General features: G+C 58.7%; 23 protein-coding genes and 1 tRNA gene. 19 read left to right on the top strand and 5 right to left on the bottom strand.

Going from position 1 to position 25809, the window contains the following annotated elements; translation table 11 throughout:
* Positions 1-82: 82 nt before the first annotated feature.
* Positions 83-1504: a WS/DGAT/MGAT family O-acyltransferase gene (locus tag AQ621_RS13090; protein ID WP_058341811.1), complete on the bottom strand. Its 1422-nt coding sequence runs from the start codon at positions 1502-1504 to the stop codon at positions 83-85.
* A gap of 22 nt (positions 1505-1526) precedes the next feature.
* Positions 1527-2009 (bottom strand): SsrA-binding protein SmpB, encoded by a 483-nt coding sequence (gene smpB, locus AQ621_RS13085; RefSeq protein ID WP_022988316.1) that lies wholly within the window; start codon positions 2007-2009, stop codon positions 1527-1529.
* A 179-nt stretch (positions 2010-2188) separates the two neighbouring features.
* Between smpB and AQ621_RS13080 the strand changes: the two genes are divergently transcribed.
* The 3 genes from AQ621_RS13080 to AQ621_RS13070 all read left to right on the top strand — a co-directional run bounded on the left by AQ621_RS13080 (position 2189) and on the right by AQ621_RS13070 (position 4474).
* Positions 2189-3685, top strand: coding sequence for a sodium-dependent transporter (locus AQ621_RS13080; RefSeq protein ID WP_082641076.1), 1497 nt, complete (start codon positions 2189-2191; stop codon positions 3683-3685).
* A 64-nt stretch (positions 3686-3749) separates the two neighbouring features.
* The gene (locus AQ621_RS13075; protein ID WP_022988314.1) at positions 3750-4196 is read left to right on the top strand and encodes a type II toxin-antitoxin system RatA family toxin; all 447 of its coding nucleotides are present in this window, start codon (positions 3750-3752) and stop codon (positions 4194-4196) included.
* The gene (locus tag AQ621_RS13070; RefSeq protein ID WP_058341810.1) at positions 4196-4474 is read left to right on the top strand and encodes an RnfH family protein; all 279 of its coding nucleotides are present in this window, start codon (positions 4196-4198) and stop codon (positions 4472-4474) included. The genes AQ621_RS13075 and AQ621_RS13070 overlap by 1 nt, the downstream gene beginning before the upstream one ends.
* A 3-nt stretch (positions 4475-4477) precedes the next feature.
* Here AQ621_RS13070 and AQ621_RS13065 read toward each other — a convergent pair whose 3' ends face one another.
* Entirely contained in the window at positions 4478-4810 is a 333-nt protein-coding gene (locus AQ621_RS13065) for an outer membrane protein assembly factor BamE (RefSeq protein WP_058341809.1), read from the bottom strand.
* Between the two features lie 123 nt (positions 4811-4933).
* On the opposite strand from AQ621_RS13065, the gene fur reads away from it, so the two are divergent.
* The gene (fur, locus tag AQ621_RS13060) at positions 4934-5353 is read left to right on the top strand and encodes a ferric iron uptake transcriptional regulator (protein ID WP_058341808.1); all 420 of its coding nucleotides are present in this window, start codon (positions 4934-4936) and stop codon (positions 5351-5353) included.
* 63 nt (positions 5354-5416) lie between these two features.
* On the opposite strand, the gene recN is transcribed toward fur, so the two are convergent.
* Complete coding sequence (gene recN, locus AQ621_RS13055) at positions 5417-7096, bottom strand: DNA repair protein RecN (protein ID WP_058341807.1); 1680 nt, start codon at positions 7094-7096, stop codon at positions 5417-5419.
* 263 nt (positions 7097-7359) lie between these two features.
* Here recN and grpE point away from each other — a divergent pair, with 263 nt between their 5' ends.
* The 7 genes from grpE (at position 7360) to greA (ending at position 17260) form a co-directional block, all read left to right on the top strand.
* A complete protein-coding gene (gene grpE / locus AQ621_RS13050; protein WP_058341806.1) occupies positions 7360-7938 on the top strand; it encodes a nucleotide exchange factor GrpE in 579 nt (192 codons plus the stop codon).
* A gap of 120 nt (positions 7939-8058) precedes the next feature.
* Positions 8059-9978 (top strand): molecular chaperone DnaK, encoded by a 1920-nt coding sequence (gene dnaK, locus AQ621_RS13045; RefSeq protein ID WP_058341805.1) that lies wholly within the window; start codon positions 8059-8061, stop codon positions 9976-9978.
* Between the two features lie 78 nt (positions 9979-10056).
* The gene (dnaJ, locus tag AQ621_RS13040) at positions 10057-11184 is read left to right on the top strand and encodes a molecular chaperone DnaJ (protein WP_022988307.1); all 1128 of its coding nucleotides are present in this window, start codon (positions 10057-10059) and stop codon (positions 11182-11184) included.
* Between the two features lie 11 nt (positions 11185-11195).
* On the top strand, positions 11196-11999 hold the full coding sequence (gene dapB / locus AQ621_RS13035) for a 4-hydroxy-tetrahydrodipicolinate reductase (protein ID WP_058341804.1): 804 nt from the start codon (positions 11196-11198) through the stop codon (positions 11997-11999).
* 345 nt (positions 12000-12344) lie between these two features.
* A complete protein-coding gene (gene carA / locus AQ621_RS13030; protein WP_227508334.1) occupies positions 12345-13475 on the top strand; it encodes a glutamine-hydrolyzing carbamoyl-phosphate synthase small subunit in 1131 nt (376 codons plus the stop codon).
* Positions 13476-13557: 82 nt separating this feature from the next.
* Positions 13558-16776: a carbamoyl-phosphate synthase large subunit gene (gene carB, locus AQ621_RS13025; protein WP_058341802.1), complete on the top strand. Its 3219-nt coding sequence runs from the start codon at positions 13558-13560 to the stop codon at positions 16774-16776.
* A 4-nt stretch (positions 16777-16780) separates the two neighbouring features.
* On the top strand, positions 16781-17260 hold the full coding sequence (gene greA, locus AQ621_RS13020; RefSeq protein ID WP_081697550.1) for a transcription elongation factor GreA: 480 nt from the start codon (positions 16781-16783) through the stop codon (positions 17258-17260).
* A 55-nt stretch (positions 17261-17315) separates the two neighbouring features.
* Here greA and yhbY read toward each other — a convergent pair whose 3' ends face one another.
* A complete protein-coding gene (gene yhbY, locus AQ621_RS13015; RefSeq protein WP_058341801.1) occupies positions 17316-17627 on the bottom strand; it encodes a ribosome assembly RNA-binding protein YhbY in 312 nt (103 codons plus the stop codon).
* Between the two features lie 279 nt (positions 17628-17906).
* On the opposite strand from yhbY, the gene ftsH reads away from it, so the two are divergent.
* The 8 genes from ftsH to nusA all read left to right on the top strand — a co-directional run bounded on the left by ftsH (position 17907) and on the right by nusA (position 25797).
* Positions 17907-19850, top strand: a complete 1944-nt coding sequence (gene ftsH, locus AQ621_RS13010) for an ATP-dependent zinc metalloprotease FtsH (protein ID WP_173637051.1) — start codon at positions 17907-17909, stop codon at positions 19848-19850.
* 96 nt (positions 19851-19946) lie between these two features.
* Positions 19947-20777 carry a dihydropteroate synthase gene (gene folP, locus AQ621_RS13005; RefSeq protein WP_022988300.1) on the top strand — a complete coding sequence of 277 codons (831 nt, stop codon included), beginning with the start codon at positions 19947-19949 and terminating at the stop codon, positions 20775-20777.
* Positions 20777-22120, top strand: a complete 1344-nt coding sequence (gene glmM / locus AQ621_RS13000) for a phosphoglucosamine mutase (protein ID WP_058341800.1) — start codon at positions 20777-20779, stop codon at positions 22118-22120. Before folP ends, glmM begins: the two co-directional genes overlap by 1 nt.
* A gap of 95 nt (positions 22121-22215) precedes the next feature.
* Entirely contained in the window at positions 22216-22974 is a 759-nt protein-coding gene (tpiA, locus tag AQ621_RS12995) for a triose-phosphate isomerase (protein ID WP_082641075.1), read from the top strand.
* A 24-nt stretch (positions 22975-22998) separates the two neighbouring features.
* Entirely contained in the window at positions 22999-23382 is a 384-nt protein-coding gene (gene secG, locus AQ621_RS12990; RefSeq protein ID WP_058341798.1) for a preprotein translocase subunit SecG, read from the top strand.
* Between the two features lie 8 nt (positions 23383-23390).
* Positions 23391-23475, top strand: a tRNA-Leu gene (locus tag AQ621_RS12985).
* 312 nt (positions 23476-23787) lie between these two features.
* Positions 23788-24249, top strand: a complete 462-nt coding sequence (gene rimP / locus AQ621_RS12980; RefSeq protein WP_022988296.1) for a ribosome maturation factor RimP — start codon at positions 23788-23790, stop codon at positions 24247-24249.
* Between the two features lie 54 nt (positions 24250-24303).
* On the top strand, positions 24304-25797 hold the full coding sequence (gene nusA / locus AQ621_RS12975) for a transcription termination factor NusA (RefSeq protein WP_058341797.1): 1494 nt from the start codon (positions 24304-24306) through the stop codon (positions 25795-25797).
* Positions 25798-25809 lie beyond the last annotated feature (12 nt).

The following is a 25809-nucleotide window of genomic DNA, read 5'->3' as shown; positions in this document are numbered from 1 at the left end:
TCTTACTTGGAGTATATGTGGGCGGCTCCCGATACTTCAAGGGGTGTTTCACTATCGTGGCGGTTATTTGTACCTATCTGTATCACGACGCAGCGCGAAGATCCCCTGCCGAGCCCTTGGCCTTTGCGGCCTGGTACAGATTCCGGAAGCTGTCGCGGAAGTATTCCATCACTGCAACCGGGTCTGCCGGGATGCCTTTGTCCACGGTAATGCCGAACTGAACGGTGCCGGCGTAGCTGAAGATACTCATGCCGATACCGATGTTGCCGCTCTGGGGCACCCAGAACATGGGTTGCACCAGTTTGCTGCCGGCCAGGTACACAGCGTGTCGGGGGCCGGGCACGTTGGTCAGTACCGCAGAGGCTTTGTTGCTGAGCAGGTCCAGTGCCCGTCGTTCCAGGATATCGGGGCCGCGACCGAACAGATCAAGCAGGCTGTAGGTGACCTGGGCCTGGTAGGAACGCTTTAGCCGGTTCATGTTTTCCTGCACCTGGCGGAAGCACATGAGAGGGTCGGTAACTTCAACGGGCAGGCCCACCAGTACCAGGCCGAACTGGTTGCCCAGGGTCTCGATCGGCTGGTCCAGCGGGCGCAGGTTGAAAGGCACTGCCACCCGAATGCCGCAGTCCGGGATGGTCTGGTGTTGTTCGGTGAAGTGCCGGCTCAGGGCACCGGTGGCGGCGCACAACAGAACATCGTTAACGGTGCCGCCGAGTATTTTGGCGCAGGCTTTGACGTCATCAAGGTCGAGCGGTTCGGCCCAGGCGACCTGTTTGCGGCCAACCAGTTGTTGTTTCAGGCTGGTTTTTGGTTCGAAGGGAGCCAGCCCGAGTTTTACCAGGTCCGCAGCAATGCCGCCGGCCGTGGTGGCGAGCTTGAGCGGGTAGTTGGGTTCTTCACGGACGGAGTCCAGGAACAGTCTCGCCTGCTGCCATCCTGCCTGGCTGCTGTCTACCAAGCGGTGCAGGAAGCGGGAGGCGGCCGTGCCTTCCGGTTTTTTGGCAGGTTTCGGTTTGCTGGAGATTTTTTTCAGCCTGGCTTCGGGGGATTTATCCGTAAGGGAAAGCAGTACCCGAACCAGGGAGATGCCGTCTGCTATGCAGTGATGAATGCGCACCAGCAGCGCGCAGCCGCCGTTAAAATTGTCGATATAGTGGATTTGCCAGAGCGGGCGCCGGAAATCCAGGGCGCTGCTGTTGAAGTCGCTGGTCAGCGCCTGGAGTTCATCCTTGCCAGCTTTGCCGGGCAGGGCAATGCGATGCAGGTGGTTGTCGAGATCGAACAGCGGGTCGTCTTCCCAGTAAACCCTGTCGCCTTTGTCTACGATGCGCTGGCGGAAACGCCGGAACTTAAGGAAGCGCTCCTCCAGGGTGCGCTTCAGGCGAGTGATGTCGATCGGTTTTTCGAACATCAACACCGCCGAAATCATCATGGGGTTTTCCGGGGTGTCCATGCGCAGCCACGACCGGTCTACCGACGACATGGCTGCCCGTTGTGGTGACATACCCCCTCCTTGTGTCTCAGCTTCAGGTGTTGGCTTCGCGCATAATTCGCTGCTTCTGCCGGTTCCAGTCCCGCTCTTTTTCTGTCGCCCGCTTGTCGAACAGCTTCTTGCCTTTTACCAGGGCGATCTCGCACTTCACTTTGTTGCCTTTCCAGTATAGCGCCAGCGGGATACATGTGTGCCCGGCCTGGTTGACCTGGCCGATAATCTTTGCAATTTCCTTGGCGTGCAGCAGCAGTTTCCGGGTGCGGGTGGGGTCGGCAATCACATGGGTAGACGCCGTGTTGAGCGGTGTAATGTGGGCGCCAAGCAGCCAGGCTTCGCCGTCTTTGAGCAGGACATAGGCATCCACCAGTTGCGCCTTGCCGGCACGCAGAGACTTCACTTCCCAGCCAAGCAGGGCCAGGCCCGCTTCGAAGCGTTCCTCGATGTGGTATTCGTGCTTTGCCTTCTTGTTCAGGGCAATGGTGTTACTGGTTGGTCCGCTTGCTTTCTTCTTGCTCATGAATCCTGTCCGGGATCGGAAGAATGACTTGGCCGGCGGTTAATAGAGGGCCGGCAAAGCGGGCATTGTAGCTCAGGTCTGCCAGACGGGTCACGATTTCGCCGCCGGGGTGCCACAATGGTCGTTTACCGCCGCCGGCATCGGCTACAATAAGCGGCTATAGCTTTTCAGGGGCCGGAATGCCGCACAAGTACCAGACATCCATAGGGTCGTTTACCCGTAAATCCAGCTTCTTCTGGGCCTCGGTTGGTGCAACCGTGGGCCTTGCCAACCTGTGGCAGTTTCCCTACCTGGCCAGTATTCACGGTGGCGGTCTGTTTATCCTGTTGTACCTGGCGTGCCTGTTGCTGGTGGCTTTGCCACTGATGGTGACAGAGGCGGTGTTCGGGCGGCACTCCCGGCACGGGATCGTGCTGGCGATGGATGGCTTTGTGCGCAACGCCGGCAGCCACCGCTTGTGGCACCTGACCGGTCCCCTGAGTGTGATTGCAGCCTTCCTTGTGCTGTCATTCACCGCTGTGTTTGGCGGCATTGTGCTGGCCTATGTGTTTGCCGGTGCTTCCGGCCAGTTCAGCGGTGCGACCACAGCTTCCGCTTCGGCGGTGCTGACCGAGCTGGTTTCAAGCCCGGAGCGTTACCGGGAGTTTATGGCCTGGCACGGGTTCTTCCTGCTACTGGTACTGGCGGTGTCGGCACGGGGTGTCGTGAAGGGATTGGAGCGTTCGCTGCGCATTGTTGTGCCTTGCACGTTAGTGTTGCTGGCGATGTTGTTTGCCCTGTCCGCCGGGCACGGGCGGCTGGAATCCGGGGTTGATCACATTCTGACCTTCCGCCCGGAACAGTTAAGCCTCGACAGCATCAAGGCAGCCTTCTTCCATGCCTTTTACACCCTGGGGCTCGGGGTCGGGGTTTGGGCGATCTTTGGCGCCTACACCACGGCGGAAACCCGCCTGAAACGATCCATTCTGGCGGTGGTGCTGATGGATACCCTGGTGGCAATTGTTGCCGGTGTGATGATGTTTTCCATTGCGCTTGACGGCACCAGCCTGGATGGCGAGCGAGGCTTCAGCCTGTTGTTTGTCTCGCTGCCGGTGGCACTGGCCCAGGTGCCGTTCAGCCAGGTAGTGATCACCGCGGTATTCCTGCTGGTGGTGCTGATTGTCTGGGCAACGTCTATCTCCCTGCTGGAGCCCGTGGTGGGCTGGTTGCGGGAATGGCTCGGCGCGCCAAGGGGATGGTCTGTGGTGTGTGTAGGCCTGGCGGTGTGGCTGGCGGGCCTGGCGTCGCTGTTTTCTTTCAACGTCTGGGCCGATTATCAGCTGGCAGGTGCCACGGTTTACCGGTGGCTGGAGCTGGTGACCGGCGGCATCCTGATTCCGGTGGTTGCCATGCTTGTTGCCACCTTCGCCGGCTGGTGTCTGACCCGCCGCTACAGCGCGCAGATTCTGGGCGATGCCCCGGCATTTTTCCGCAAGCTCTGGTATTGGGTGATGCGGCTGGTGCTGCCGGTTGTGGCGTTGTGGATCGGTATCCAGTACACCATTTTTTCACTGTCCAATCTTTGTGATAACGGCAACGATGCGATCTGGTGCGGGCCGGGTACGCCGGTTGCCGAAGCTTCGGCGCCGGTTGAAAGCGCCCCAAACGGGCCGGATATCCAGTATCATGGTGAATGACCCATCGGCCGGTGACAGCGGTTGGTGTCAGTAGTAGTAAAAAAGCGCAGGAATTCCGTTTTACATGGCTCATCAGATTGATAAAACCGCGCTGGTTATGCATTCGGCCGAACGCATGTTCCACCTGGTCAATGACGTGGCGCGTTATCCCGAGTTTCTGCCCTGGTGCGCCGGGGCGGAAGTGCACGAGCGTACCGATGCCGAGATTATGGCGTCACTGGAAATCGCCAAGGGTGGTGTGCGACATCGCCTGACTACACGCAACCAGTTGCTGATGCCCGAAAGCATCGAAATGAAGCTGGTGGATGGCCCGCTCAAGAACCTGACCGGTCGCTGGCATTTCCGGTCGCTGGACGACAATGCCTGCAAGGTTATCCTCACGCTGGAGTTTGAGTTTGGCGGCTCGTTGTCCCGAATGACCTTCGGCCCGGTCTTCAACCAGGCTGCCAACACCATGGTGGACGCTTTCTGCCGTCGCGCGGATGAAATCTATCGCGGAGGATTGGTGTGATGCAGGTAGAGGTGGCATACGCCCGGCCCGACAAGCAGCAGATTGTGCCGGTCAAGGTTCCGGAGGGCGCTACGGCGCTGGAGGCGGTAAAGCTTTCGGGTATTGTGGATATCTTTCCGGAAATCGAGCCGGACGCTATCGATATGGGCGTGTTCGGCAAGGTGATCAAAGATCCGGCCAGCCACGAGTTGCGGGAAGGCGACCGGGTAGAGCTTTACCGGGCGCTCAAGATCGACCCGAAACAGGCGCGCCTGAACCGGGCCAAGAAGAAAGCCTGAAGCTTAGTAGGCCGGGGTTTCTTCCAGCAGCTGGGCTTCGTAGTGGCTGTACTGGTCGCCGTTGTAGTAAACGATGATGCGTTGTTCTTCGATGTCACCACCCCGGCGCTGGAAGGTGTACACGTAGTATTCCCTGGAAGGATCGACCGGGTTCAGCATCAGCGGGCTGCCCAGTACCGCGTGTACCTGGCTGCGTGGCATGCCTTCGGAGAGTTCAGTCAGCTCTTCGTCGGTAACAATGTTTCCCTGCTGTACGTTGATCTTGTAAACGCCGGGGAAGACGCAGCCTGACAAGGATAAAATGCCAATAAGAATGATAGCGGTGAGCTTTTGCATCGCCAGGGGAAATCCTCTATCTTGAAATCGCCTGCCTTTGGCAGGTGTGAAACGGGTTTAACCGTTGAACGGCGGCTTCATCATACCGGAAGCCGTAAGGCACACCAACGAGTGAATAGTAGCATGCCATCTGAAAACGCCGAATTACGAAAAGTCGGTCTTAAGGTTACTCTGCCCAGGGTGAAAATCTTCAATATTCTGGAGAACGCCAAGGAGCATCACCTGAGTGCTGAAGACGTCTACAAGAAGTTGCTCGATCAGGGTGACGATGTGGGCCTTGCGACCGTTTACCGGGTGCTGACCCAGTTTGAGGCAGCTGGCCTGGTATTGCGCCACAACTTTGAAGGCGGCCATGCGGTGTTCGAAATGGCCGGTGACGATCACCACGACCACATGGTCTGCACCCAGACCGGTGAAGTGATCGAGTTTGTGGACGAGGTCATCGAAGAGCGTCAGCAGAAGATTGCGGCAGAACACGGCTACGAGATTGTCGATCACAGCCTGATCCTGTACGTAAAACCTCTGAACTCCGGCAAGAAGTAATCAAACGATAAAAAAGGGGCCAGCAAGTGCCGGCCCCGAAGCTCTCCGAATCGAGAGGGGATTTCAGTGATGGGTCGCCTGGCCCTTTACGAACATCTCCCGGGCATGGGCAATGGTGTGCTCGGTCATGTCCACGCCACCCAGCATTCTTGCTACCTCGCTGATCCTGCCCTGATCATCCAGTGCCTCAATGCGCGAGTAAGTCGCTTCTTTCTCAGTAAACTTGCTGACAAACAGGTGCTGATGGCACTGGGCGGCCACCTGCGGCAAGTGAGTCACACACAGTACCTGCCCGTTATCCCCCAGTGACCGCAGCAGTCGGCCCACCACTTCGGCAGTGCCGCCGCCAATACCTACGTCCACCTCATCGAATACCAGCGTGGGTGTGGTGGAGGTTTGTGCCACAACCACCTGGATGGCCAGGCTGATCCGTGACAATTCACCGCCGGAGGCCACCTTGGCCAGTGGGCGTGCCGGCTGGCCGGGGTTGGCGCTGACCAGGAATTCGATATCTTCCATGCCATGGGGTGCCGGCTCGTTGTCAGCATTGCCGCTCAGGTGGGTGACAAACTGCATGTTGGGCATGCTTAGCTGGGCCAGTTCCCGGGCAACCCGCTGGTCCAGCTCCATGGCGGCCTGTTCCCGTTTGGCAGACAGCTGTGCTGCCAGCTCATCGAATTGTTGGCGCAGGTTTTCCAGCTCAGCTTCAAGTTGTTCCAGGCTGCCTTCGCCGCCGTCCAGTTCGGCCAGTTCTGCGGCCAGGCGCTGGTGCAGTTCCGGCAACTCTTCCGGGGTAATCCGGTGCTTTCGGGCCATCTGGTAAATGGCGCTCAGGCGTTCTTCCACCTCGGCCAACCGCGCCGGGTCGGCTTCATAGTCGTCGACAAACCGGCGCAGGTTGTCGCCGGCTTCGGAAATCTGGATCTGTGCTTCGTTCAGCATCTGCAGGGTATCGGCCAGTGCCGGCACTTCCAGCGGCAGTTGCTCCAGTTGCTGCAGGGCCTGGCGTACCAGGGCGGCTGCGCTGGTGTCATCTTCGGTGCAGAGCAGGGCGGCCTGGTGACTGCTGTGCAGTACTGCATCCGCCTGGCTCAGCTGGGCCTGCTCCTGCTCAAGGGCCTCCTGCTCGCCGTCTTCCAGTGCCAGCCGGTCCAGCTCCTCTACCTGGTAGCGAAGCAGTTGCAGCCTGGCCTCGGCTTCGTCGGCGTTGTGCCGGCGCTGTTCCAGTTTCTGTCGGGTAGCGTTCCAGGCTTTCCAGGCGTTGCGGGCCTGGTCGGCCAGTTGTTCGGCGCCGGCGAACTCGTCCAGCAGTTTGCGGTGGGTGTCTTTGCGCAACAGTGACTGGTGCTGGTGCTGGCTGTGGATGTCCATCAGCAGGCCGCCCAGTTCTTTGAGCTGGGACAGCGGGCAGGGCTGGCCGTTAATAAACGCTTTGCTGCGGCCATCTTTGCGGATGGTGCGGCGCAGGATGCAGTCTTCCTTGTCATCCAGTTCGTGGGCTTCAAGCCATTGCCGGGCTTCCGGAATTCTCGAGATATCGAAACTGGCGTTGATATCGGCACGCTCGGCTCCGTGGCGCACAGCTCCGGCGTCTGCGCGGCCGCCCATGGCCAGGCCCAGGGCATCCAGAACGATAGACTTGCCAGCACCGGTTTCGCCGGTGAGTGCTGTCATGCCCTTGCTGAACTGCAATTCAACCCGTTCAGCAATGGCGTAGTTCGAGACCGTCAGTTGGATAAGCATGCTGATTACCTCCGTTCAGAGTCTGTTGTCTCTGAAAATTTCGAATACTGTGATTCCATACAGTTGCTGTGAATATATACAGGGTTTTTCCTGTTTGCAAATAACCTGTGCCCCGAATTTGTAAAGAATGCATCCCGGAAGGTTGAAACCCGCCCGGCGGGCCCCATATTCGTTCGCAAAGTCGTATTTTCCTGCCCTGAAACGGGCGGGGCTTAAACCAGCCGCAGGCCTTCGGGCCCTGGGAAAATCCATCAGGAGTTGTCATGAGTGCTGACGAAAAGCGCAACGAACAGGTAGAAGAAGAGCTGAACGAAGCCGCACAGGCGGAACAGACTGATGCCGAGCCGGAAGCTGGCGAGGCGGGGCAAGAGGGTTCCGAGCTGGATGCCCTGAAGGCCAAGCTACAGGAGTATCAGGACCAGGCGTTGCGCTCCCAGGCAGAAATGCAGAACGTGCGCCGCCGGGCCGAGATCGACGTGGAAAAGGCGCACAAGTTTGCGCTGGAAAAATTCGTCAAGGAATTGCTGCCGGTGGCCGACAGCCTGGAGAAGGCCGTGGAAAGCACGGAAGGGCAGGAAGACGCCAGCGAACTGGTGGCTTCTATCCGCGAAGGCGCGGAAATGACCCTCAGCCTGTTCATGAGCAGCCTGAAGAAATTCAACGTGGAGCAGCTGAACCCGGTGGGTGAACCGTTCGACCCGCAGCAGCACGAAGCCATGTCTATGGTGCCAGCCCCGGATGCCGAGCCCAATAGCGTGGTGGCGGTGGTGCAGAAGGGTTATCTGCTGAACGGCCGTGTTGTTCGTCCGGCCATGGTTGTAGTGGCAAAAGCAGAAAATTGATCAAAAAAGGCGCCGTCGGGGCTTGAAAAGCCGCTGAAAGCGCCAATATAGCGATTAAACAGCGACAGCCGGGGTGGTCTCACTCCGGAGCAGAATTCAGAAAGATCTTGGAGTGATTCGATGAGCAAAATTATTGGTATCGACTTGGGAACCACCAACTCCTGCGTGGCCATCATGGATGGTGACAAGGTAAAGGTAATCGAGAATGCCGAGGGTGATCGTACCACCCCGTCCATCATTGCCTACACCGACGATAACGAAACACTGGTTGGCCAGTCTGCCAAGCGCCAGGCGGTCACCAACCCGGCAAATACCCTGTACGCCATCAAGCGTCTGATCGGTCGTCGTTTTGAAGACGACGTGGTTCAGAAGGACATCAAGATGGTGCCGTACAAGATCGCCAAGGCTGATAACGGCGATGCCTGGGTAGAAGTGAAAGGCCAGAAGATGGCTCCGCCGCAGGTTTCTGCCGAAGTCCTCAAGAAAATGAAGAAGACTGCAGAAGACTACCTGGGCGAGACAGTAACCGAAGCGGTTATCACCGTGCCGGCTTACTTCAACGACAGCCAGCGCCAGGCTACCAAAGATGCAGGCAGGATTGCCGGCCTGGAAGTTAAGCGGATCATCAACGAGCCGACTGCTGCTGCGCTGGCCTACGGCATGGACAAGCAGAGCGGCGACCGTACCGTAGCGGTCTACGATCTGGGCGGCGGTACCTTTGACCTGTCCATCATCGAGATTGCCGACGTAGACGGTGAGCACCAGTTTGAAGTACTGGCTACCAACGGTGACACCTTCCTGGGTGGTGAAGACTTCGACATGAAGGTCATCGAATACCTGGCGGACCAGTTCAAGAAAGACAGCGGCATCGACCTGCGAGGTGACTCCCTGGCCATGCAGCGCCTGAAGGAAGCCGGCGAAAAGGCCAAGATCGAGCTGTCCAGCAGCCAGCAGACCGACGTAAACCTGCCGTACATCACTGCAGATGCGTCTGGTCCCAAGCACATGAACGTGAAACTGACCCGCGCCAAGCTGGAATCGCTGGTAGAAGAGCTGGTTCAGCGCAGCCTCGAGCCCTGTAAAGTGGCTCTGCAGGACGCTGGCATGAAGGCCTCTGAAATCGACGAAGTTATCCTGGTGGGTGGTCAGACCCGTATGCCGCTGGTGCAGGAGAAGGTTAAGGAATTCTTCGGCAAAGAGCCGCGTAAAGACGTAAACCCGGATGAAGCCGTAGCCATGGGTGCTGCCATTCAGGGTGCGGTACTGTCTGGCGACGTGAAAGACGTACTGCTGCTGGACGTAACCCCGCTGACCCTGGGTATCGAAACCATGGGTGGTGTGGCCACTCCGCTGATCGAGAAGAACACCACGATTCCGACCAAGAAATCGCAGACCTTCTCCACAGCGGACGACAACCAGACTGCGGTAACCATCCACGTTGTTCAGGGTGAGCGCAAGCAGGCGGCACAGAACAAGTCACTGGGTCGTTTCGACCTGGCCGACATTCCGCCGGCACCCCGCGGTGTGCCGCAGATCGAAGTGACTTTCGACATTGACGCCAACGGTATCCTGAACGTGTCTGCCAAAGACAAGGCGACCGGTAAAGAGCAGTCCATCGTAATCAAGGCCTCTTCCGGCCTGAACGATGACGAAATCGAGAAGATGGTGCGCGATGCCGAGGCCAACGCCGAGGAAGATCGCAAGTTCGAAGAGCTGGTACAGGCTCGTAACCAGGGCGATGCCATGGTTCACGCCGTACGCAAGACCCTGACCGAAGCCGGCGACAAAGTCACCGAGGCCGAGAAAGAGTCCATCGAAGGCGCCATCAAGGACCTCGAAGAAGCTCTGAAGGGTACCGATAAGGAAGATATCGAAGCCAAGACCCAGAAGCTGACTGAAGTCTCTTCCGAGCTGGCCCAGAAGATGTACGCGGATCAGGCTGACCAGGCGCAGCAGGCCGACGGGCAGGAAGGTGCCCAGGCTGCAGACGACGCGGTTGATGCCGAGTTCGAAGAAGTCAAAGACGACGACAAGAAGTAAATCCGAAGTACATCAGGCAGTTGGAAAACGCGGGGGTAGCCCCGCGTTTTCCGCGTTATAGCAACAGGGTTTTGAAGTATGGCCAAGCGCGATTATTACGAAGTACTCGGGGTTGCCCGGGGAGCGGATGAGAAGGAAATAAAGCGGGCATATCGGAAGCTCGCGATGAAGTACCATCCAGACCGTAACCCGGATGACCAGGATGCCGACAGTAAATTCAAAGAGGCCACCGAAGCCTACGAGGTGCTCGCTGACTCCGGCAAGCGCGCTGCGTATGACCAGTTTGGTCATGCCGGGGTAGACGGCCAGGCCGGTGCCGGTGGCTTCGGCGGTGGCGGCAGCTTCTCCGACATCTTCGGAGACGTGTTTGGTGATATCTTCGGTGGTGGTGGCGGTCGTGGCCGCAATACCCGTGGCTCAGACCTGCGCTACACCCTCGAGCTGGACCTTGAAGAAGCCGTTAAGGGCAAGTCCGTCGAAATCAAGATTCCGGGCCACAAGGAATGTGACGTCTGTGAAGGCAGCGGCGCCGAAAAAGGCTCCCGGCCGGAAACCTGTGGCACCTGTCAGGGTATGGGGCAGGTACGAATGCAGCAGGGTTTCTTCACCGTGCAGCAGGCCTGTCCGACCTGCCGTGGCTCTGGCCAGATCATCAAGGATCCTTGCAAGGCCTGCCACGGTCAGGGTCGTGTTCGCCAGGACAAAACCCTGTCGGTCAAAGTGCCGCCCGGCGTGGATACCGGCGACCGCATCCGCCTGTCTGGCGAAGGGGAAATGGGCGTAGATGGTGGACCGCCAGGCGACCTGTACGTTCAGGTGGCTGTGCGTGAACACTCCATCTTCACCCGCGACGGCCGCAACCTGTACTGCGAAGTGCCCATCAGCATCGTGGATGCTGCACTGGGTGGTGAGCTGGAAGTGCCTACACTGGATGGCCGCGTAAAACTGAAAATCCCGGCCGAAACCCAGACCGGCAAGCTTTTCCGCCTGCGCAACAAAGGCGTGAGCCCTGTGCGTGGTGGCCCTGCCGGTGACCTGCTGTGCCGGGTGATGGTAGAAACCCCGGTGAAACTGACCAAGCGCCAGAAAGAACTGCTGGAAGAATTCCAGCAAACGCTGGACGGCAGCAACGGCACCCATCATGCTCCGAAGAAAACCTCCTGGTTTGAGGGTGTGAAAAACTTCTTCGACGAAATGAAATTCTGAGGGCAGAACAGATGCGGGTAGCAATCATCGGCGCCGCCGGGCGCATGGGCAAGGTACTGATCGAAGCGGTAGACGGCACCGAGGGCCTTGAACTCGGCGCCGCCATCGTCGAGCCGGGCAGCAGCCTGATCGGCGCCGACGCCGGCGAAATGACCAGCGTTGGCAAAACCGGCGTAAAAATGGCTGGCAGCCTGGACGACGTCAAAGACGACTTCGACGTACTGGTGGACTTCACCTTCCCGGATCTGACCCTGGAAAACGCCAGGTTCTGCAGCGCTAACGGCAAGATGCTGGTCATCGGCACCACCGGCATGACCGACGCCGAAAAAGAGCAGCTCGCCCTGGCCGCTGAATCCACCCCGGTCGTCTTCGCTCCCAACATGAGCGTGGGCGTTAACGTCGTCCTCAACCTCCTGCGCACCGCCGCGGCGACCCTGGGCGACGACTACGACGTGGAAATCATCGAGGCCCACCACCGCCACAAAAAAGACGCCCCCTCCGGCACCGCCCTGCGCATGGGCGAAGTCGTAGCTGACGCCTTGGGGCGCGACCTGAAAGAGTGCGCAGTGTACGGCCGCGAAGGCTTCACCGGCGAGCGCACCCGCAAGGAAATCGGCTTTGAAACCATCCGTGCCGGGGACGTGGTAGGCGACCACACAGTGCTGTTCGCCACCGAAGGCGAGCGCATCGAGATTGCCCATAAAGCCAGTAGTCGGATGACCTTTGCTAAGGGGGCCATGCGGGCGGCTCTGTGGCTTGAGGGTAAGGCGGCTGGTCTCTACGACATGCAGGATGTTTTGAACCTGAAAGGCTGAACTTGAGCCGCATACTCAGAGGCCGCGGGAGCAGGACGCCTTCCCGAAAATTTCGGAGGCCATGGATGGCCGGAGAGAAGCGCACATGGATGTGCTCGTAGCGGTTTTCGGGAAGGCGTCCTGCTCCCGTGGCCGGGGTTAGAGTCAGGGCGGGCGCAATTCGGCGTGGACAAAAATGGCCAGAATCGCTTACAATAAGGCGATTTGACTGCACCAAGCGTACCTTTGAAAAGTTTATAAGAAAGCGGGACCGGGTTTTTACTCTGTCTCGCTTTTTTGCAACCTGAATTTGCGCTTGCGTTCCTGTTCGTGACGAACTTACGCCACTCGATGAGGATACAAGCCTTGAGCACACCAGCAATCCTTGCACTCGCAGACGGAAGCCTCTTCTACGGCACCGCCATCGGCGCAGACGGAGAAACCAGCGGCGAGGTAGTGTTCAACACTGCCATGACCGGCTATCAGGAAATCCTGACCGACCCGTCCTACTCCCGCCAGATCGTCACCCTGACGTATCCGCACATCGGCAACACCGGTGTGAACGGCGAAGACGTAGAGTCCGACCGCATCCACGCCGCCGGCCTGATCATTCGTGACCTGCCGCTGATCGCCAGCAGCTGGCGTAACCAGCAGAGCCTGGATGACTACCTGCGAAGCAACAACATTGTTGGCATTGCGGACATCGACACCCGCCGCCTGACCCGTACCCTGCGTGACAAAGGTTCCCAGAACGGCGCCATCGTTGCCGGCGAGAACGCCACCGCCGAGCGTGCACTGGAACTGGCCAAGGCCTTCCCGGGCCTGAAAGGTATGGACCTGGCCAAGGAAGTGACCAGCGAGAAAACCTATCAGTGGAGCCAGACCGAATGGGACATCACCGACGGCTACGGTGAACAGTCTGCTCCGAAGTTCAAGGTTGTCGCCTGGGACTACGGCGTAAAGTTCAACATCCTGCGCATGCTTGCTGCCCGTGGTTGCGACATCACCGTGGTGCCGGCGCAAACCCCGGCTTCGGAAGTGCTGGCCATGAACCCGGACGGTATCTTCCTGTCCAACGGCCCTGGCGACCCCGAGCCGTGCGACTACGCTATCAAGGCCATCCAGGAAGTGCTGGAAACCGAGATTCCGGTATTCGGCATCTGTCTTGGTCACCAGCTCCTGGCCCTGGCCAGCGGTGCCAAGACCATGAAAATGGGCCACGGCCACCATGGCGCCAACCACCCGGTGCAGGACATTGCCAAGGGCACGGTGATGATTACCAGCCAGAACCACGGCTTTGCGGTAGACGAAGCAACCCTGCCGGCCAATGTGGAAGCCACCCACAAGTCGCTGTTTGACGGCACCCTGCAGGGCATTCGCCGCACCGACAAGGCGGCCTACAGCTTCCAGGGTCACCCGGAAGCCAGCCCAGGCCCCCATGATGTGGCACCGTTGTTCGACGAGTTTATCCAGCTGATGGAAGCGCGATCTGCCTGAGGGCAAGGCCATCGACGATAGCTCACCGGCGCTGAACACCGCGCTGCAAGAATTCAAAAGTTGCTGACAGGTTTACCGAGACATGCCAAAACGTACAGACATCCAAAGCATCCTGATCCTGGGCGCTGGTCCCATCGTGATCGGGCAGGCGTGCGAATTCGACTACTCCGGAGCCCAGGCCTGTAAGGCGCTGCGCGAAGAGGGCTACCGGGTTATCCTGGTGAACTCCAACCCGGCCACCATCATGACCGACCCGGCCATGGCCGATGCCACCTACATCGAGCCGATTACCTGGAAGACGGTCGAAAAGATTATCGAAAAGGAAAAACCCGACGCCCTGCTGCCCACCATGGGCGGCCAGACCGCGCTGAACTGTGCGCTGGACCTGGAAAAGCATGGCGTACTGGAGAAGCACGGCGTTGAAATGATCGGTGCTAACGCCGATACCATCGACAAGGCCGAGGACCGGGACCGTTTCGACAAGGCCATGAGAAAGATTGGCCTCGAATGTCCGCGTGCGACGATCGTTCACTCCATGGCGGAAGCCTGGGAAGCGTCAGAGGATATCGGTTTCCCCTGCATCATCCGTCCGTCCTTCACCATGGGCGGCTCCGGTGGTGGTATCGCCTACAACAAGGATGAGTTCGAGGAAATCTGTACCCGTGGCCTGGACCTGTCTCCGACCAACGAACTGCTGATTGACGAGTCCCTGATCGGCTGGAAAGAGTACGAGATGGAAGTTGTCCGTGACAAAAACGACAACTGCATCATCGTTTGCGCCATCGAGAACTTTGATGCCATGGGCGTGCACACCGGTGACTCCATCACCGTGGCCCCGGCCCAGACCCTCACTGACAAGGAATACCAGATCATGCGGAACGCCTCACTGGCGGTGCTGCGTGAAATTGGTGTGGAAACCGGCGGTTCCAACGTGCAGTTCGGTATCAATCCGGACACCGGCCGTATGGTCGTGATCGAGATGAACCCGCGGGTATCCCGTTCCTCCGCGCTGGCTTCCAAGGCCACCGGTTTTCCGATTGCCAAGGTGGCCGCCAAGCTGGCCATCGGTTACACCCTCGATGAGCTGCAGAACGAAATTACCGGAGGCGTAACCCCGGCCTCGTTCGAGCCCAGCATCGACTACGTGGTTACCAAGATTCCGCGCTTCACCTTCGAGAAATTCCCCCAGGCCGACGCCCGCCTGACCACCCAGATGAAGTCTGTGGGTGAAGTCATGGCCATCGGTCGTACTTTCCAGGAGTCCATGCAGAAAGCCCTGCGTGGCCTGGAAGTGGGCTCTGATGGTTTTGACGAGAAACTGGACGAGCTGGATTCGGACAGCAGCCGCGAAACGCTGATCCGGGAGCTGAACGTACCCGGCGCCGAGCGTGCCTGGTATATCGGTGATGCCTTCCGCGCCGGCATGACGGTTGACGAAGTGTTCCGTCATACCAAGGTTGACCCCTGGTACCTGGTGCAAATTGAAGACCTGGTCAAAGAAGAGCAGGCCCTGAAATCCGCCGGCAAGGCCGATATCGACAAGGCCACACTGTTTCGCCTGAAGCGCAAGGGCTTCTCTGACGCCCGCCTGGCCAAGCTGCTGGGCATTTCCGAAGTCAGCCTGCGCAAGCTGCGCCACGACCTGGGCATTCGCCCGGTTTACAAGCGGGTAGACACCTGTGCGGCTGAGTTTGCATCCGACACCGCCTACATGTACTCCACTTACGAGGAAGAGTGCGAGGCGGAGCCGTCTGACCGCGAGAAGATTGTGGTGATCGGTGGCGGTCCCAACCGTATCGGCCAGGGCATCGAATTCGACTACTGCTGTGTGCACGCGGCCCTGGCCATGCGTGAAGACGGTTACGAGACCATCATGATCAACTGCAACCCGGAGACCGTGTCGACCGACTACGATACCTCCGACCGGTTGTACTTCGAGCCGATCACCCTGGAAGACGTGCTGGAAATCATCAACGTCGAAAAACCGAAGGGCGTCATTGTGCAGTACGGTGGCCAGACCCCGCTGAAACTGTCCCGTGGCCTGGAAGCTGCTGGTGTGCCCATTATCGGCACCAGCCCGGATGCTATTGACCGTGCCGAAGACCGTGAGCGTTTCCAGCAGATGATCCAGCGCCTGGGCCTGAAGCAGCCCCAGAACGCCACCGTGCGCAGCCATGAAGAAGGTATCCTGGCGGCCCGCGAAATCGGCTATCCGCTGGTGGTTCGTCCATCCTACGTGCTGGGCGGCCGTGCCATGGAAATCGTCTATGACGAAACCGAGCTGGTGCGTTACATGCGCAGTGCCGTTCTGGTATCCAACGACAGCCCGGTATTGCTGGACCACTTCCTGAATGCCGCCATCGAGGTGGATATCGATGCCATCAGTGACGGCACCGACGTGGTTATCGGTGGCATCATGCAGCACATCGAGCAGGCTGGTGTTCACTCCGGTGACTCTGCCTGTTCACTGCCGCCCTACAGCCTGCCGAAAGAAGTGCAGGATGACATGCGCGAAGCGGTCAAGAAAATGGCCATCGAGCTGGATGTTATCGGCCTGATGAACGTGCAGCTGGCCTGGCAGGACGGCGAGATCTACGTGATCGAAGTGAACCCGCGGGCTTCCCGTACCGTGCCGTTCGTATCCAAGGCCATCGGTGTGTCCCTGGCGGCGGTAGCGGCCCGCGTAATGTCCGGCAAGACCCTGAAGGAACTGAACTTCACCCAGGAAATCGTGCCGACTTACTATGCGGTGAAAGAGTCCGTGTTCCCGTTCAACAAGTTCCCGGCGGTTGACCCGATCCTCGGCCCGGAAATGAAGTCTACCGGTGAGGTGATGGGGCTGGGTGACAGCTTCGACGAAGCCTTCGCCAAGGCGTCCCTGGCCGCGGGTGAGCGCCTGCCGGCCAAGGGTGTGGCCTTTATGTCGGTTCGTGACGTCGACAAGCCGGGGGCGGCCAAGGTTGCCCGCGACCTGGTTGATGCCGGCTTCCGGATTGTCGCCACTACCGGTACAGCCAAGGCTCTGGAAGCCGAGGGTGTCGAGGTTGAGCGGGTCAACAAGGTTGGTGAAGGCCGGCCGCACATTGTTGACTCCATCAAGAACGGCAAGGTTCAGCTGATCATTAACACCACCGAAGGTCGTAAGGCCGTTTCCGACTCGGCGCAGATTCGCCAGTCCGCCTTGCAGACCAAGGTAACTTACACAACGACGCTGGCGGGTGGCGAAGCCTTCTGCCGCGCAATCAAATTTGGCCCGGAGCGCACCGTTCGTCGCCTCCAGGACCTACACGCAGGGAAGTAAGATTATGGCTGAAAGAGTACCCATGACGCAGACTGGCGAAGCCCGTCTGCGCGAGGAGCTGAAAAAGCTGAAGTCCGAAGATCGTCCGCGGGTCATCCAGGCTATCGCCGATGCCCGTGAACACGGAGATCTCAAGGAAAACGCCGAATACCACGCAGCCCGTGAACAGCAGAGCTTCATCGAAGGCCGTATCCAGGAAATCGAAGGCAAGCTGTCAGTGGCTCAGGTGATCGACGTAACCACCATGGAGAACACCGGCAAGGTGATCTTCGGCACCACAGTGCACCTGGTGAATATGGACACCGATGAAGAAGTGACTTACCAGATCGTGGGCGAAGACGAGGCAGACATCAAAGCCGGCAAACTGTCGGTATCGTCTCCCATCGCCCGGGCGCTGGTGGGCAAAAACGAAGGCGATGTGGTGGCCATCCGCATCCCTTCGGGCACCGTGGAGTACGAGATTTCCGAAGTAGAATACATCTGACGAAATCCGCGCACACACGAAAAAGCCGGCTGGGGTTACCCGAGCCGGCTTTTTTTTATAACTTATTCCTTAGCAGGTTAGACAGCTTCGGATTAGGCTTCCTGGCTCGGCGCAGGATGACGGCGATTTTGCCGATGGTTTGTACCAGCTCGGCGCCGGAGCTTTCGCACAACGCCTGGATAGCTTCCTGGCGGGCCTCGCGGTCTGTGCTGGCTACCTTGATCTTGATCAGCTCATGGTCGTTCAGGGCTCGCTCCAGTTCTTCCTGGAGCCCCTCGGACAGGCCTTTGTCGCCAACAATGATGACGGGCTTCAGATTGTGGGCAATGGCCCGGTATTCCCGGCGCTGTTCCGGTGACAGACTCATGATGTAATCTCTTTATCGGTGCAATTAACAAAAGGTCAGCGGCGAACTGGCTGACAACGTCGTATAATTTCGTGATTGTAACAGATAGCGCACCGCCACAAATGGTCGTATTCACTTACAACCGGCGTTGCAATCGGCCCCGGAGTGCCCAATATAAGTGGTAGTGCGGCCGTTTTCCCTTAGGCCGTTTCTGGTTTACGAACGTACAATTAGTGTAAGGTGTCGGAAAAGGGTTCGCGGCTTCGACGCGGCAGCCCTGCAATTCACAGGTGATGATCCTTGAACGATATGGCAAAAAATCTGGTTCTCTGGCTAGTGATAGCCGCCGTGCTGCTGATGGTGTTTCAGAATTTCACTCCCACCACCAGCGGGCAACAAGTTAACTATTCCCAGTTTGTCGAAATGGTCCAGCAGGGCCAGGTACGGCAGGTGACGATTGATGGGCTGCAGGTGCAGGGTGTCCGTGGTGACGGCTCCCAGTTCCAGACCATCCGCCCGCAGGTATCCGATAACAAGCTGATGGACGATCTCCTGGCCAATGAGGTTGAGGTGATCGGTAAGGAGCCGGAGCGCCAGAGCCTGTGGACTCAGCTGCTGGTGGCCGCGTTCCCGATACTGATCATCATTGCCCTGTTTGTCTTCTTCATGCGCCAGATGCAGGGCGGCGGTGGCGGCAAAGGCCCCATGTCGTTCGGCAAGAGCAAGGCGCGCCTGCTGAGCGAAGATCAGATCAAGACCACCTTTGCTGACGTGGCTGGTGTCGACGAAGCGAAGGAAGACGTCAAAGAGCTGGTGGACTTCCTGCGCGATCCGAGCAAGTTCCAGCGTCTGGGTGGCCGCATTCCCAAGGGCGTGCTGATGGTAGGTCCTCCCGGTACCGGTAAAACCCTGCTGGCCAAGGCCATTGCCGGTGAAGCCAAGGTGCCGTTCTTCTCTATCTCTGGTTCGGACTTCGTGGAAATGTTCGTGGGCGTGGGTGCTTCCCGTGTTCGCGACATGTTCGAGCAGGCCAAGAAACAGAGCCCCTGCATCATCTTCATCGACGAGATCGATGCCGTGGGTCGCCATCGTGGCGCCGGTATGGGTGGCGGACACGACGAGCGTGAGCAGACCCTGAACCAGTTGCTGGTTGAGATGGACGGCTTTGAAGGTAATGAAGGCGTTATCGTTATTGCCGCAACCAACCGTCCGGACGTTCTGGACCCTGCGCTGTTGCGCCCGGGCCGCTTTGACCGCCAGGTGGTGGTGAGCTTGCCGGATATCCTGGGTCGCGAGCAGATCCTGAAGGTGCACATGAAGAAGGTTCCCCTTGCCGATGGCATCGATCCGGCGGTGATTGCCCGTGGTACGCCTGGCTTCTCCGGTGCAGACCTGGCCAACCTGGTGAACGAGGCTGCCCTGTTTGCGGCGCGCCGTAACCAGCGCCTGGTGTCCATGGAAGAGCTGGAACTGGCAAAAGACAAGATCATGATGGGCGCCGAGCGCAAGTCCATGGTGATGAGTGAGAAAGAGAAGCGGAACACCGCGTACCACGAGTCTGGCCATGCGATTGTGGGTCGACTCGTGCCGGAGCATGACCCGGTCTATAAGGTCAGTATCATTCCCCGTGGCCGGGCACTGGGTGTCACCATGTTCCTGCCGGAAGAGGACAAGTACAGCCACTCCAAGCGCTATCTGACCAGCTCGATCTGTAGCCTGTTCGGTGGTCGTATTGCCGAGGAGCTGACTCTGGGCTTTGAGGGTGTGACCACCGGTGCGTCCAACGATATCGAGCGAGCCACCAGCCTGGCCCGCAATATGGTCACCCGCTGGGGTTTGTCCGAGAAGCTGGGCCCGCTGCAGTACGATACCGACAGCGAAGAGCCGTTCCTGGGTCGTTCTGCCGGGCAGTCTCATACCGTGTATTCGCCGGAAACGGCACAGCGTATCGATGAGGAAGTCCGTAACATCATTGATACCTGCTACGAGACCGCCAAGCAGATCCTGATTGATAACCGGGACAAGCTCGACATGATGGCGGAAGCGCTGATGAAGTACGAAACCATCGATCGCTTCCAGATTGACGACATCATGGCCGGCAAAGAGCCGCGCCCGCCGAAGAACTGGGGCGATAGTGGCCCCGCTGGTGGCGTAAAGGCAGAAGAGCCGGAGCAGGCTCCGGAGCCGAAAGGCTCTGACGACGGGCGCCAGCCCGGAGTAGGGCGTCCGGCCGGCGAGCACTGACTCGCAGCCGAAGCCTGAGTGATATAACGCGCCGCCCGGCCTCCGGGCGGCGTTTGTTTTTGTTTCCCCGAAAGTACTGCCCCTGGAATCCTCGCTATGAAAATGAACTTTGCCGGCCGTGAACTGGACCTCTCCCTGTGCCATGTAATGGGCATCCTGAATGTAACCCCGGATTCGTTTTCGGACGGTGGTCGCTTCAATTCGCTGGAATCCGCCATGATCCGCGCCCGCCAGATGGTGGCGGACGGTGCAGTATTTATTGATGTGGGCGGTGAATCCACCCGGCCGGGAGCGGCAGAGGTTTCCACCCAGGAAGAGCTGGACCGGGTGTGCCCGGTGGTCGAGGCCATTGCCCGGGAGCTGGACGCCGTTATTTCTGTAGACACCAGCAACCCGGCGGTAATGGCAGAAACCGCAAAGCTCGGCGCGGGCCTGATCAACGACGTCCGTGCCCTGCAGCGTGACGGAGCGCCGGAGGTCGCCGCAAAGGCGGATATTCCGGTGTGTATCATGCACATTCAGGGTGAGCCGGACACCATGCAGAACGATCCCCGTTACCGGAATGTGCGCCGGGAAGTCAGCTCGTTTCTGACCGAGCGCATGCGCGTGGCCGAGGCCGCCGGGGTGAACCCGGACAAGATCATCCTGGACCCCGGCTTTGGCTTTGGCAAAACCGTCGAGCACAATGTGCAGTTGCTGGCGACCCTGGAGCAGCTGCACATGCTGGGCCATCCGCTGCTGATCGGTCTGTCCCGCAAATCCATGCTGGGAGCAATCACCGGCCGGGATGTGAATGAAAGGTTGCCCGCAAGCCTCGCGGCCGCGACAATATCGGCCATGAAAGGTGCGAGTATCCTCAGGGTGCACGATGTAAGGGAAACGGTAGACGCCGTTAAGGTAGTAGCGGCGGTTAAGGAGGCAATCTGATGTCCGAGCGTAAATATTTTGGTACCGATGGCATTCGTGGCCATGTTGGCGAAGGCCCGATTACCCCGGAGTTCATGCTCCACCTGGGTTGGGCTGCCGGCCAGGCGTTCAAGAAAGATGGCCAGCGCAACAGTGTGCTGATCGGCAAGGACACCCGGTTGTCCGGTTATATGTTCGAGTCGGCCCTGGAGGCCGGCCTGTCTGCCGCCGGAGTGGATGTGAAGCTGCTGGGCCCGATGCCGACACCGGCCATTGCCTACCTCACCCGTACCTTCCGCGCCTCTGCCGGTATCGTTATCAGTGCGTCCCATAACCCGCACCACGACAACGGTATCAAGTTCTTCTCTGCCGCTGGCACCAAGCTGGACGATGCCCTGGAAGCTGAAATCGAGCGCTGGCTGGACCAGCCCATCAAGGTCTGTGAGCCCAACGAACTGGGCAAGGCGACCCGGATTGATGACGCGCCCGGTCGCTACGTGGAATTCTGCAAGAGCACCGTACCCAACGAATTTACCCTCGATGGCCTGCATATCGTCCTGGATTGTGCCCACGGTGCCACCTACCACGTGGCGCCCAAGGTGTTCCGGGAGCTGGGTGCAAAGATTACCGTGATCGGTGCCGAGCCCGATGGTCTGAACATCAACCTGAATGTTGGTTCCACCCACCTGGATGCTCTTAAGCAGACAGTTGCCGAGAAAAAAGCCGACCTGGGCATTGCCTTCGATGGCGATGGTGACCGGGTGCTGATGGTTGACCGTGACGGCTCCGAGGTGGACGGCGATGAGCTGCTGTACATTCTCGCGTACCAGCGCCAGGCCGAAGGGCGCCTCAAAGGCGGTGTGGTGGGTACCCTGATGACCAACCTGGGCGTTGAGTTGGCCCTGCGTGAACTCGGCATCCAGTTCGAGCGGGCGAAAGTGGGCGACCGCTATGTGATGGAGCGGTTGCTGGCTAACAACTGGGTGGTCGGGGGTGAAGGTTCCGGCCATATGGTCATTCGTGACTGCACCAGCACCGGCGATGGTATTGTGTCTGCCCTGCAGGTGTTACTGGCCGTGCGCAATTCCGGTAAAACCCTGAGCGAGCTGCGTCAGGGAATGAGCAAGCTGCCCCAGAAAATGGTGAATGTGCGGGTGGCGCAGCGTTTTGATCCGTTTTCCCGCGCGGATATTGTCGAGGCTGTGCGCCAGGCTGAAGCCGGCCTGGGCGATGCCGGTCGTATCTTGTTGCGGGCATCCGGAACCGAGCCTTTGATCCGGGTGATGGCAGAGGGCCGGGATGCCGCAGAAATTACCCGTGTGGCCGAAGAGCTGGCCCGGGTGGTGGAGCGTTCAAACCCCTGAGTGGCGGTGCGGGGAGCGGGTTGTGTGCAGGAAATGACTGCTGTATAGTTCGCGCTCCCTTTTGTTCGGGGTTTTCGGGATAGCTGAGAATAAGTATGCGTCGCAGGATTGTAGCCGGTAACTGGAAAATGAACGGGTCGAAAGACCTGGTGCAGCAACTGGTTGGCCCGGTTCGCGAGCAGGCTGGCCGTCTCGATAACGGTGCAAAGGTGGTGATTATTCCTCCTGCGCTGTATGTAAGTGCTGTTCAGGCTGAGGCAGGAGATGACCTGGCGACAGGTGTCCAGAACGTCAGCCAGTGGCAGTCCGGCGCCTACACCGGTGAAGTTTCCGCTGATATGGCCCGTGATATGGGTTGCGGTTACGTGCTGGTTGGGCACTCCGAGCGTCGCCAGTTGTTTGGTGAGACCGATGAAGTGGTTGCAGACAAGGTTGAACAGGTTCTGCAAAGCGGTCTGACGGCGGTGTTGTGCGTTGGGGAGACCCTGGAGCAGCGTGAAGCCGGTGATGCCGAGCGTGTTGTAGCCACCCAGGTCATACGCGGGCTGGCCCGTGTCGAGGGTGAAAGCTGGTCGCAGGTGGTTGTTGCCTACGAGCCTGTCTGGGCTATTGGCACGGGCAGAACCGCAACCGCAGAGGACGCCCAGGCTATGCATGCGGAAATCCGCAATGTGCTTTCGAGCATGAAAGCGCCTGCCGAATCCATTTCGGTACTTTACGGCGGCAGCGTAAAAGCGGATAATGCGGCCGCTCTGTTTTCAGAGCCGGATATCGATGGTGGTCTTATTGGCGGAGCATCGCTGAAGGCCGATGAGTTTATCAGTATCTGTCGGGCATTCCCGACGGGTGCGTAATCCGAAACGTTTACGAGAGTCTGTATGGATTGGTTGGAAACACTGGTAGTTGTAGTTCACGTCGTGATCGCCGTGGCGCTGGTGGGCCTGGTTCTGATCCAGCAGGGCAAGGGCGCGGATGCCGGTGCGGCATTTGGTGGCGGTGCCTCGCAGACGGTTTTCGGTAGTCAGGGCAGCGGCAGCTTCCTGACCAGGATGACCACCCTGATGGCGGTTGTCTTCTTTGTGACAAGTTTTTCGCTGGCGATCTTTGCCAAGCAGCGCGCTGAAGTAGCAGGTGAGGCGGGTATTCCGACAGTTCAGGAATCTACCCAGGCCCCTGCAAGTGATGCCAGCGCGCCGGCTATTGAAGAAGGCGCAGGTAGCGAAGCCGGGGCCGGGGAGTCTGATCTCCCTGACCTCGAGTAAAGAGTGTTGCCCGGGTGGTGAAACTGGTAGACACGCCATCTTGAGGGGGTGGTAGCGAAAGCTGTGCCGGTTCGAGTCCGGCCCCGGGCACCATATTTGAAGAAGACGGCTTGGCAAACCCAGGCCGTTTTTTTTGGTCAGTCCTTGACCACTCCGCGCGGTGTCCTCTATACTCCGGCGGTTATTGGAGTCAGTGTTTTTTCTGGCTTCCAGGCAGGCCAGGTGTCTGTCGGCAGAGAGCATGGTTGGGTTAGCTTTCTGCGAATTCTTGCAACAAAAGGCCCCATTTTCAGGGGCTTTTTGATTAAGGGGCCTGGCGCAAGGGCCCTGGTGCATAAAAGGGCTGATTAACAGCCCTTTTTTTGTTTTTGTACCCTGAAAATCTGAATACGGAGGCGGCGACACTTGTCAGCCAAGCTTAAACAACTGGAAGACATCCTGCGCCCGGTAGTGGAAGGGCTCGGATTTGAATTCTGGGGCATTGAATTTCGTTCCCGCGGGCATCAGTCCATGCTCCGGGTGTTTATTGATGATGCCGAAAACGGCATCAGCATTGAAGACTGTGAAAAAGTCAGTCGGCAGGTCAGCGGTGTGATGGATGTGGAAGACCCCATTCAGAGCGAATACACCCTGGAGGTTTCTTCCCCGGGCATGGACCGGCCGTTGTTCCGCCTGGAACAGTACGAGGCGTTTGTCGGCCATAAAGTGCAGATCAAGCTGCGCATGGCCTTCGAGGGTCGTCGCAAATTCCAGGGGCTGATCAAGGGCGTCGAGGGTGACGAGGTTGTGGTCGTGGTTGATGACCACGAGTACCTGTTGCCGTACGACAGCATTGAAAAGGCCAACATCATTCCGGTTTTTGAATGACACATTCGAACAAATCTGTAGATGTATCGATTATTTTGAGGGCAGGGCAATCCAATGAGTAAAGAGATCTTGCTGGTAGTGGAATCCGTCTCGAACGAGAAAGGCGTCGAGAAGGATGTGATTTTCGAGGCGATCGAACTCGCACTCGCTACCGCTGCCAAAAAACGTTACGAAGACGAAGAAGCCGACATCCGGGTTGCTATCGATCGCCGTACCGGCGAATACGAGACCTTCCGCCGCTGGCTGGTGGTAGACAACGACGCGGTTCCGGCACTGGGCACCGAGCTGACCATGCAGGAAGCCGAAGAGATTGATACCAATCTCCGGCCGGGCGACATGCACGAAGAGAAGGTGGACTCTGTGGCATTCGGGCGTATCGGTGCCCAGGCCGCCAAGCAGATCATCTTCCAGAAAGTGCGCGAAGCCGAGCGCATGAAGATTGTCGACAGCTACCGTGATCGCATCGGTGAGCTGGTATCCGGCACCGTCAAGAAGGTGACACGGGACAACGTTATTGTAGATCTCGGTGGTAACGCCGAAGCGCTGCTGCCACGTGAACACCTGATCCCGCGGGAAACCTTCCGCATGGGTGACCGGGTACGTGCCCTGCTGCTGGAAATCCGTACTGATCATCGCGGCCCGCAGCTGATTCTCAGCCGTACCGATGCCCAGATGCTGATCGAACTGTTCCGCATCGAGGTTCCGGAAATCGCCGAAGACCTGATCGAGATCCGTGGCGCCGCCCGTGATCCCGGTTCCCGCGCCAAGATCGCGGTGAAGACCAACGATCGCCGGATCGACCCGGTGGGTGCCTGTGTTGGTATGCGGGGCTCCCGCGTGCAGGCGGTCTCCAACGAGCTGGGCGGCGAGCGCGTAGACATCGTGCTGTACGACGACAACCCCGCGCAGCTGGTGATCAACGCCATGGCACCGGCGGAAGTGGCCTCCATTGTGATGGATGAAGACCGTCACACCATGGATGTCGCCGTCGCTGAAGATAATCTGGCCCAGGCCATCGGTCGTAATGGCCAGAACGTTCGCCTGGCCACTGAGCTGACCGGCTGGACCCTGAACGTGATGACCGAAGAAGAAGCCGGTGAGCGTCAGGAACAGGAATACAACCGCCTGGTTGAGCACTTCACCGCTCACCTGGACGTTGATGAAGAGTTTGCCGGTGTTCTGATCGAAGAAGGCTTCACGTCTATCGAAGAAGTGGCCTATGTACCGATGGAAGAAATGCTGGCGATCGAGGGCTTTGACGAAGACACCGTTTCTGAATTGCGCCGCCGTGCCAAAGACGTGCTGCTGAATCAGGCGCTGGCAAGTGAAGAAGCCCTGGAGGGTGCAGAACCCGCTGAAGATCTTCTGAATATGGAAGGTATGGACCGTGGCCTGGCGTTCAAACTCGCCGGGATGGGTGTGCGTACCATGGAAGATCTGGCCGAGCAGTCTGTGGATGATCTGCTTGATATTGAAGGTATGGATGAAGAGCGCGCCGGTCAGCTGATTATGATCGCACGCGCACCCTGGTTTGAAGACCAGGCCTGATTCGGGAGAGGA

The sequence above is a fragment of the Marinobacter sp. P4B1 genome, from assembly GCF_001447135.1.
Lineage (GTDB): Bacteria > Pseudomonadota > Gammaproteobacteria > Pseudomonadales > Oleiphilaceae > Marinobacter > Marinobacter vinifirmus.
This window is presented reverse-complemented; position numbering and strand designations above follow the sequence as displayed.

What these genes read in the sequence shown, in the direction of transcription:
- AQ621_RS13090 (WP_058341811.1), bottom strand. Translation starts at nt 1,504, where the DNA reads ATGTCACCACAACGGGCAGCCATGTCGTCGGTAGACCGGTCGTGGCTG.
- smpB (WP_022988316.1), bottom strand. Translation starts at nt 2,009, where the DNA reads ATGAGCAAGAAGAAAGCAAGCGGACCAACCAGTAACACCATTGCCCTG.
- AQ621_RS13080 (WP_082641076.1), top strand. Translation starts at nt 2,189, where the DNA reads ATGCCGCACAAGTACCAGACATCCATAGGGTCGTTTACCCGTAAATCC.
- AQ621_RS13075 (WP_022988314.1), top strand. Translation starts at nt 3,750, where the DNA reads ATGGCTCATCAGATTGATAAAACCGCGCTGGTTATGCATTCGGCCGAA.
- AQ621_RS13070 (WP_058341810.1), top strand. Translation starts at nt 4,196, where the DNA reads ATGCAGGTAGAGGTGGCATACGCCCGGCCCGACAAGCAGCAGATTGTG.
- AQ621_RS13065 (WP_058341809.1), bottom strand. Translation starts at nt 4,810, where the DNA reads ATGCAAAAGCTCACCGCTATCATTCTTATTGGCATTTTATCCTTGTCA.
- fur (WP_058341808.1), top strand. Translation starts at nt 4,934, where the DNA reads ATGCCATCTGAAAACGCCGAATTACGAAAAGTCGGTCTTAAGGTTACT.
- recN (WP_058341807.1), bottom strand. Translation starts at nt 7,096, where the DNA reads ATGCTTATCCAACTGACGGTCTCGAACTACGCCATTGCTGAACGGGTT.
- grpE (WP_058341806.1), top strand. Translation starts at nt 7,360, where the DNA reads ATGAGTGCTGACGAAAAGCGCAACGAACAGGTAGAAGAAGAGCTGAAC.
- dnaK (WP_058341805.1), top strand. Translation starts at nt 8,059, where the DNA reads ATGAGCAAAATTATTGGTATCGACTTGGGAACCACCAACTCCTGCGTG.
- dnaJ (WP_022988307.1), top strand. Translation starts at nt 10,057, where the DNA reads ATGGCCAAGCGCGATTATTACGAAGTACTCGGGGTTGCCCGGGGAGCG.
- dapB (WP_058341804.1), top strand. Translation starts at nt 11,196, where the DNA reads ATGCGGGTAGCAATCATCGGCGCCGCCGGGCGCATGGGCAAGGTACTG.
- carB (WP_058341802.1), top strand. Translation starts at nt 13,558, where the DNA reads ATGCCAAAACGTACAGACATCCAAAGCATCCTGATCCTGGGCGCTGGT.
- greA (WP_081697550.1), top strand. Translation starts at nt 16,781, where the DNA reads ATGGCTGAAAGAGTACCCATGACGCAGACTGGCGAAGCCCGTCTGCGC.
- yhbY (WP_058341801.1), bottom strand. Translation starts at nt 17,627, where the DNA reads ATGAGTCTGTCACCGGAACAGCGCCGGGAATACCGGGCCATTGCCCAC.
- folP (WP_022988300.1), top strand. Translation starts at nt 19,947, where the DNA reads ATGAAAATGAACTTTGCCGGCCGTGAACTGGACCTCTCCCTGTGCCAT.
- glmM (WP_058341800.1), top strand. Translation starts at nt 20,777, where the DNA reads ATGTCCGAGCGTAAATATTTTGGTACCGATGGCATTCGTGGCCATGTT.
- tpiA (WP_082641075.1), top strand. Translation starts at nt 22,216, where the DNA reads ATGCGTCGCAGGATTGTAGCCGGTAACTGGAAAATGAACGGGTCGAAA.
- secG (WP_058341798.1), top strand. Translation starts at nt 22,999, where the DNA reads ATGGATTGGTTGGAAACACTGGTAGTTGTAGTTCACGTCGTGATCGCC.
- nusA (WP_058341797.1), top strand. Translation starts at nt 24,304, where the DNA reads ATGAGTAAAGAGATCTTGCTGGTAGTGGAATCCGTCTCGAACGAGAAA.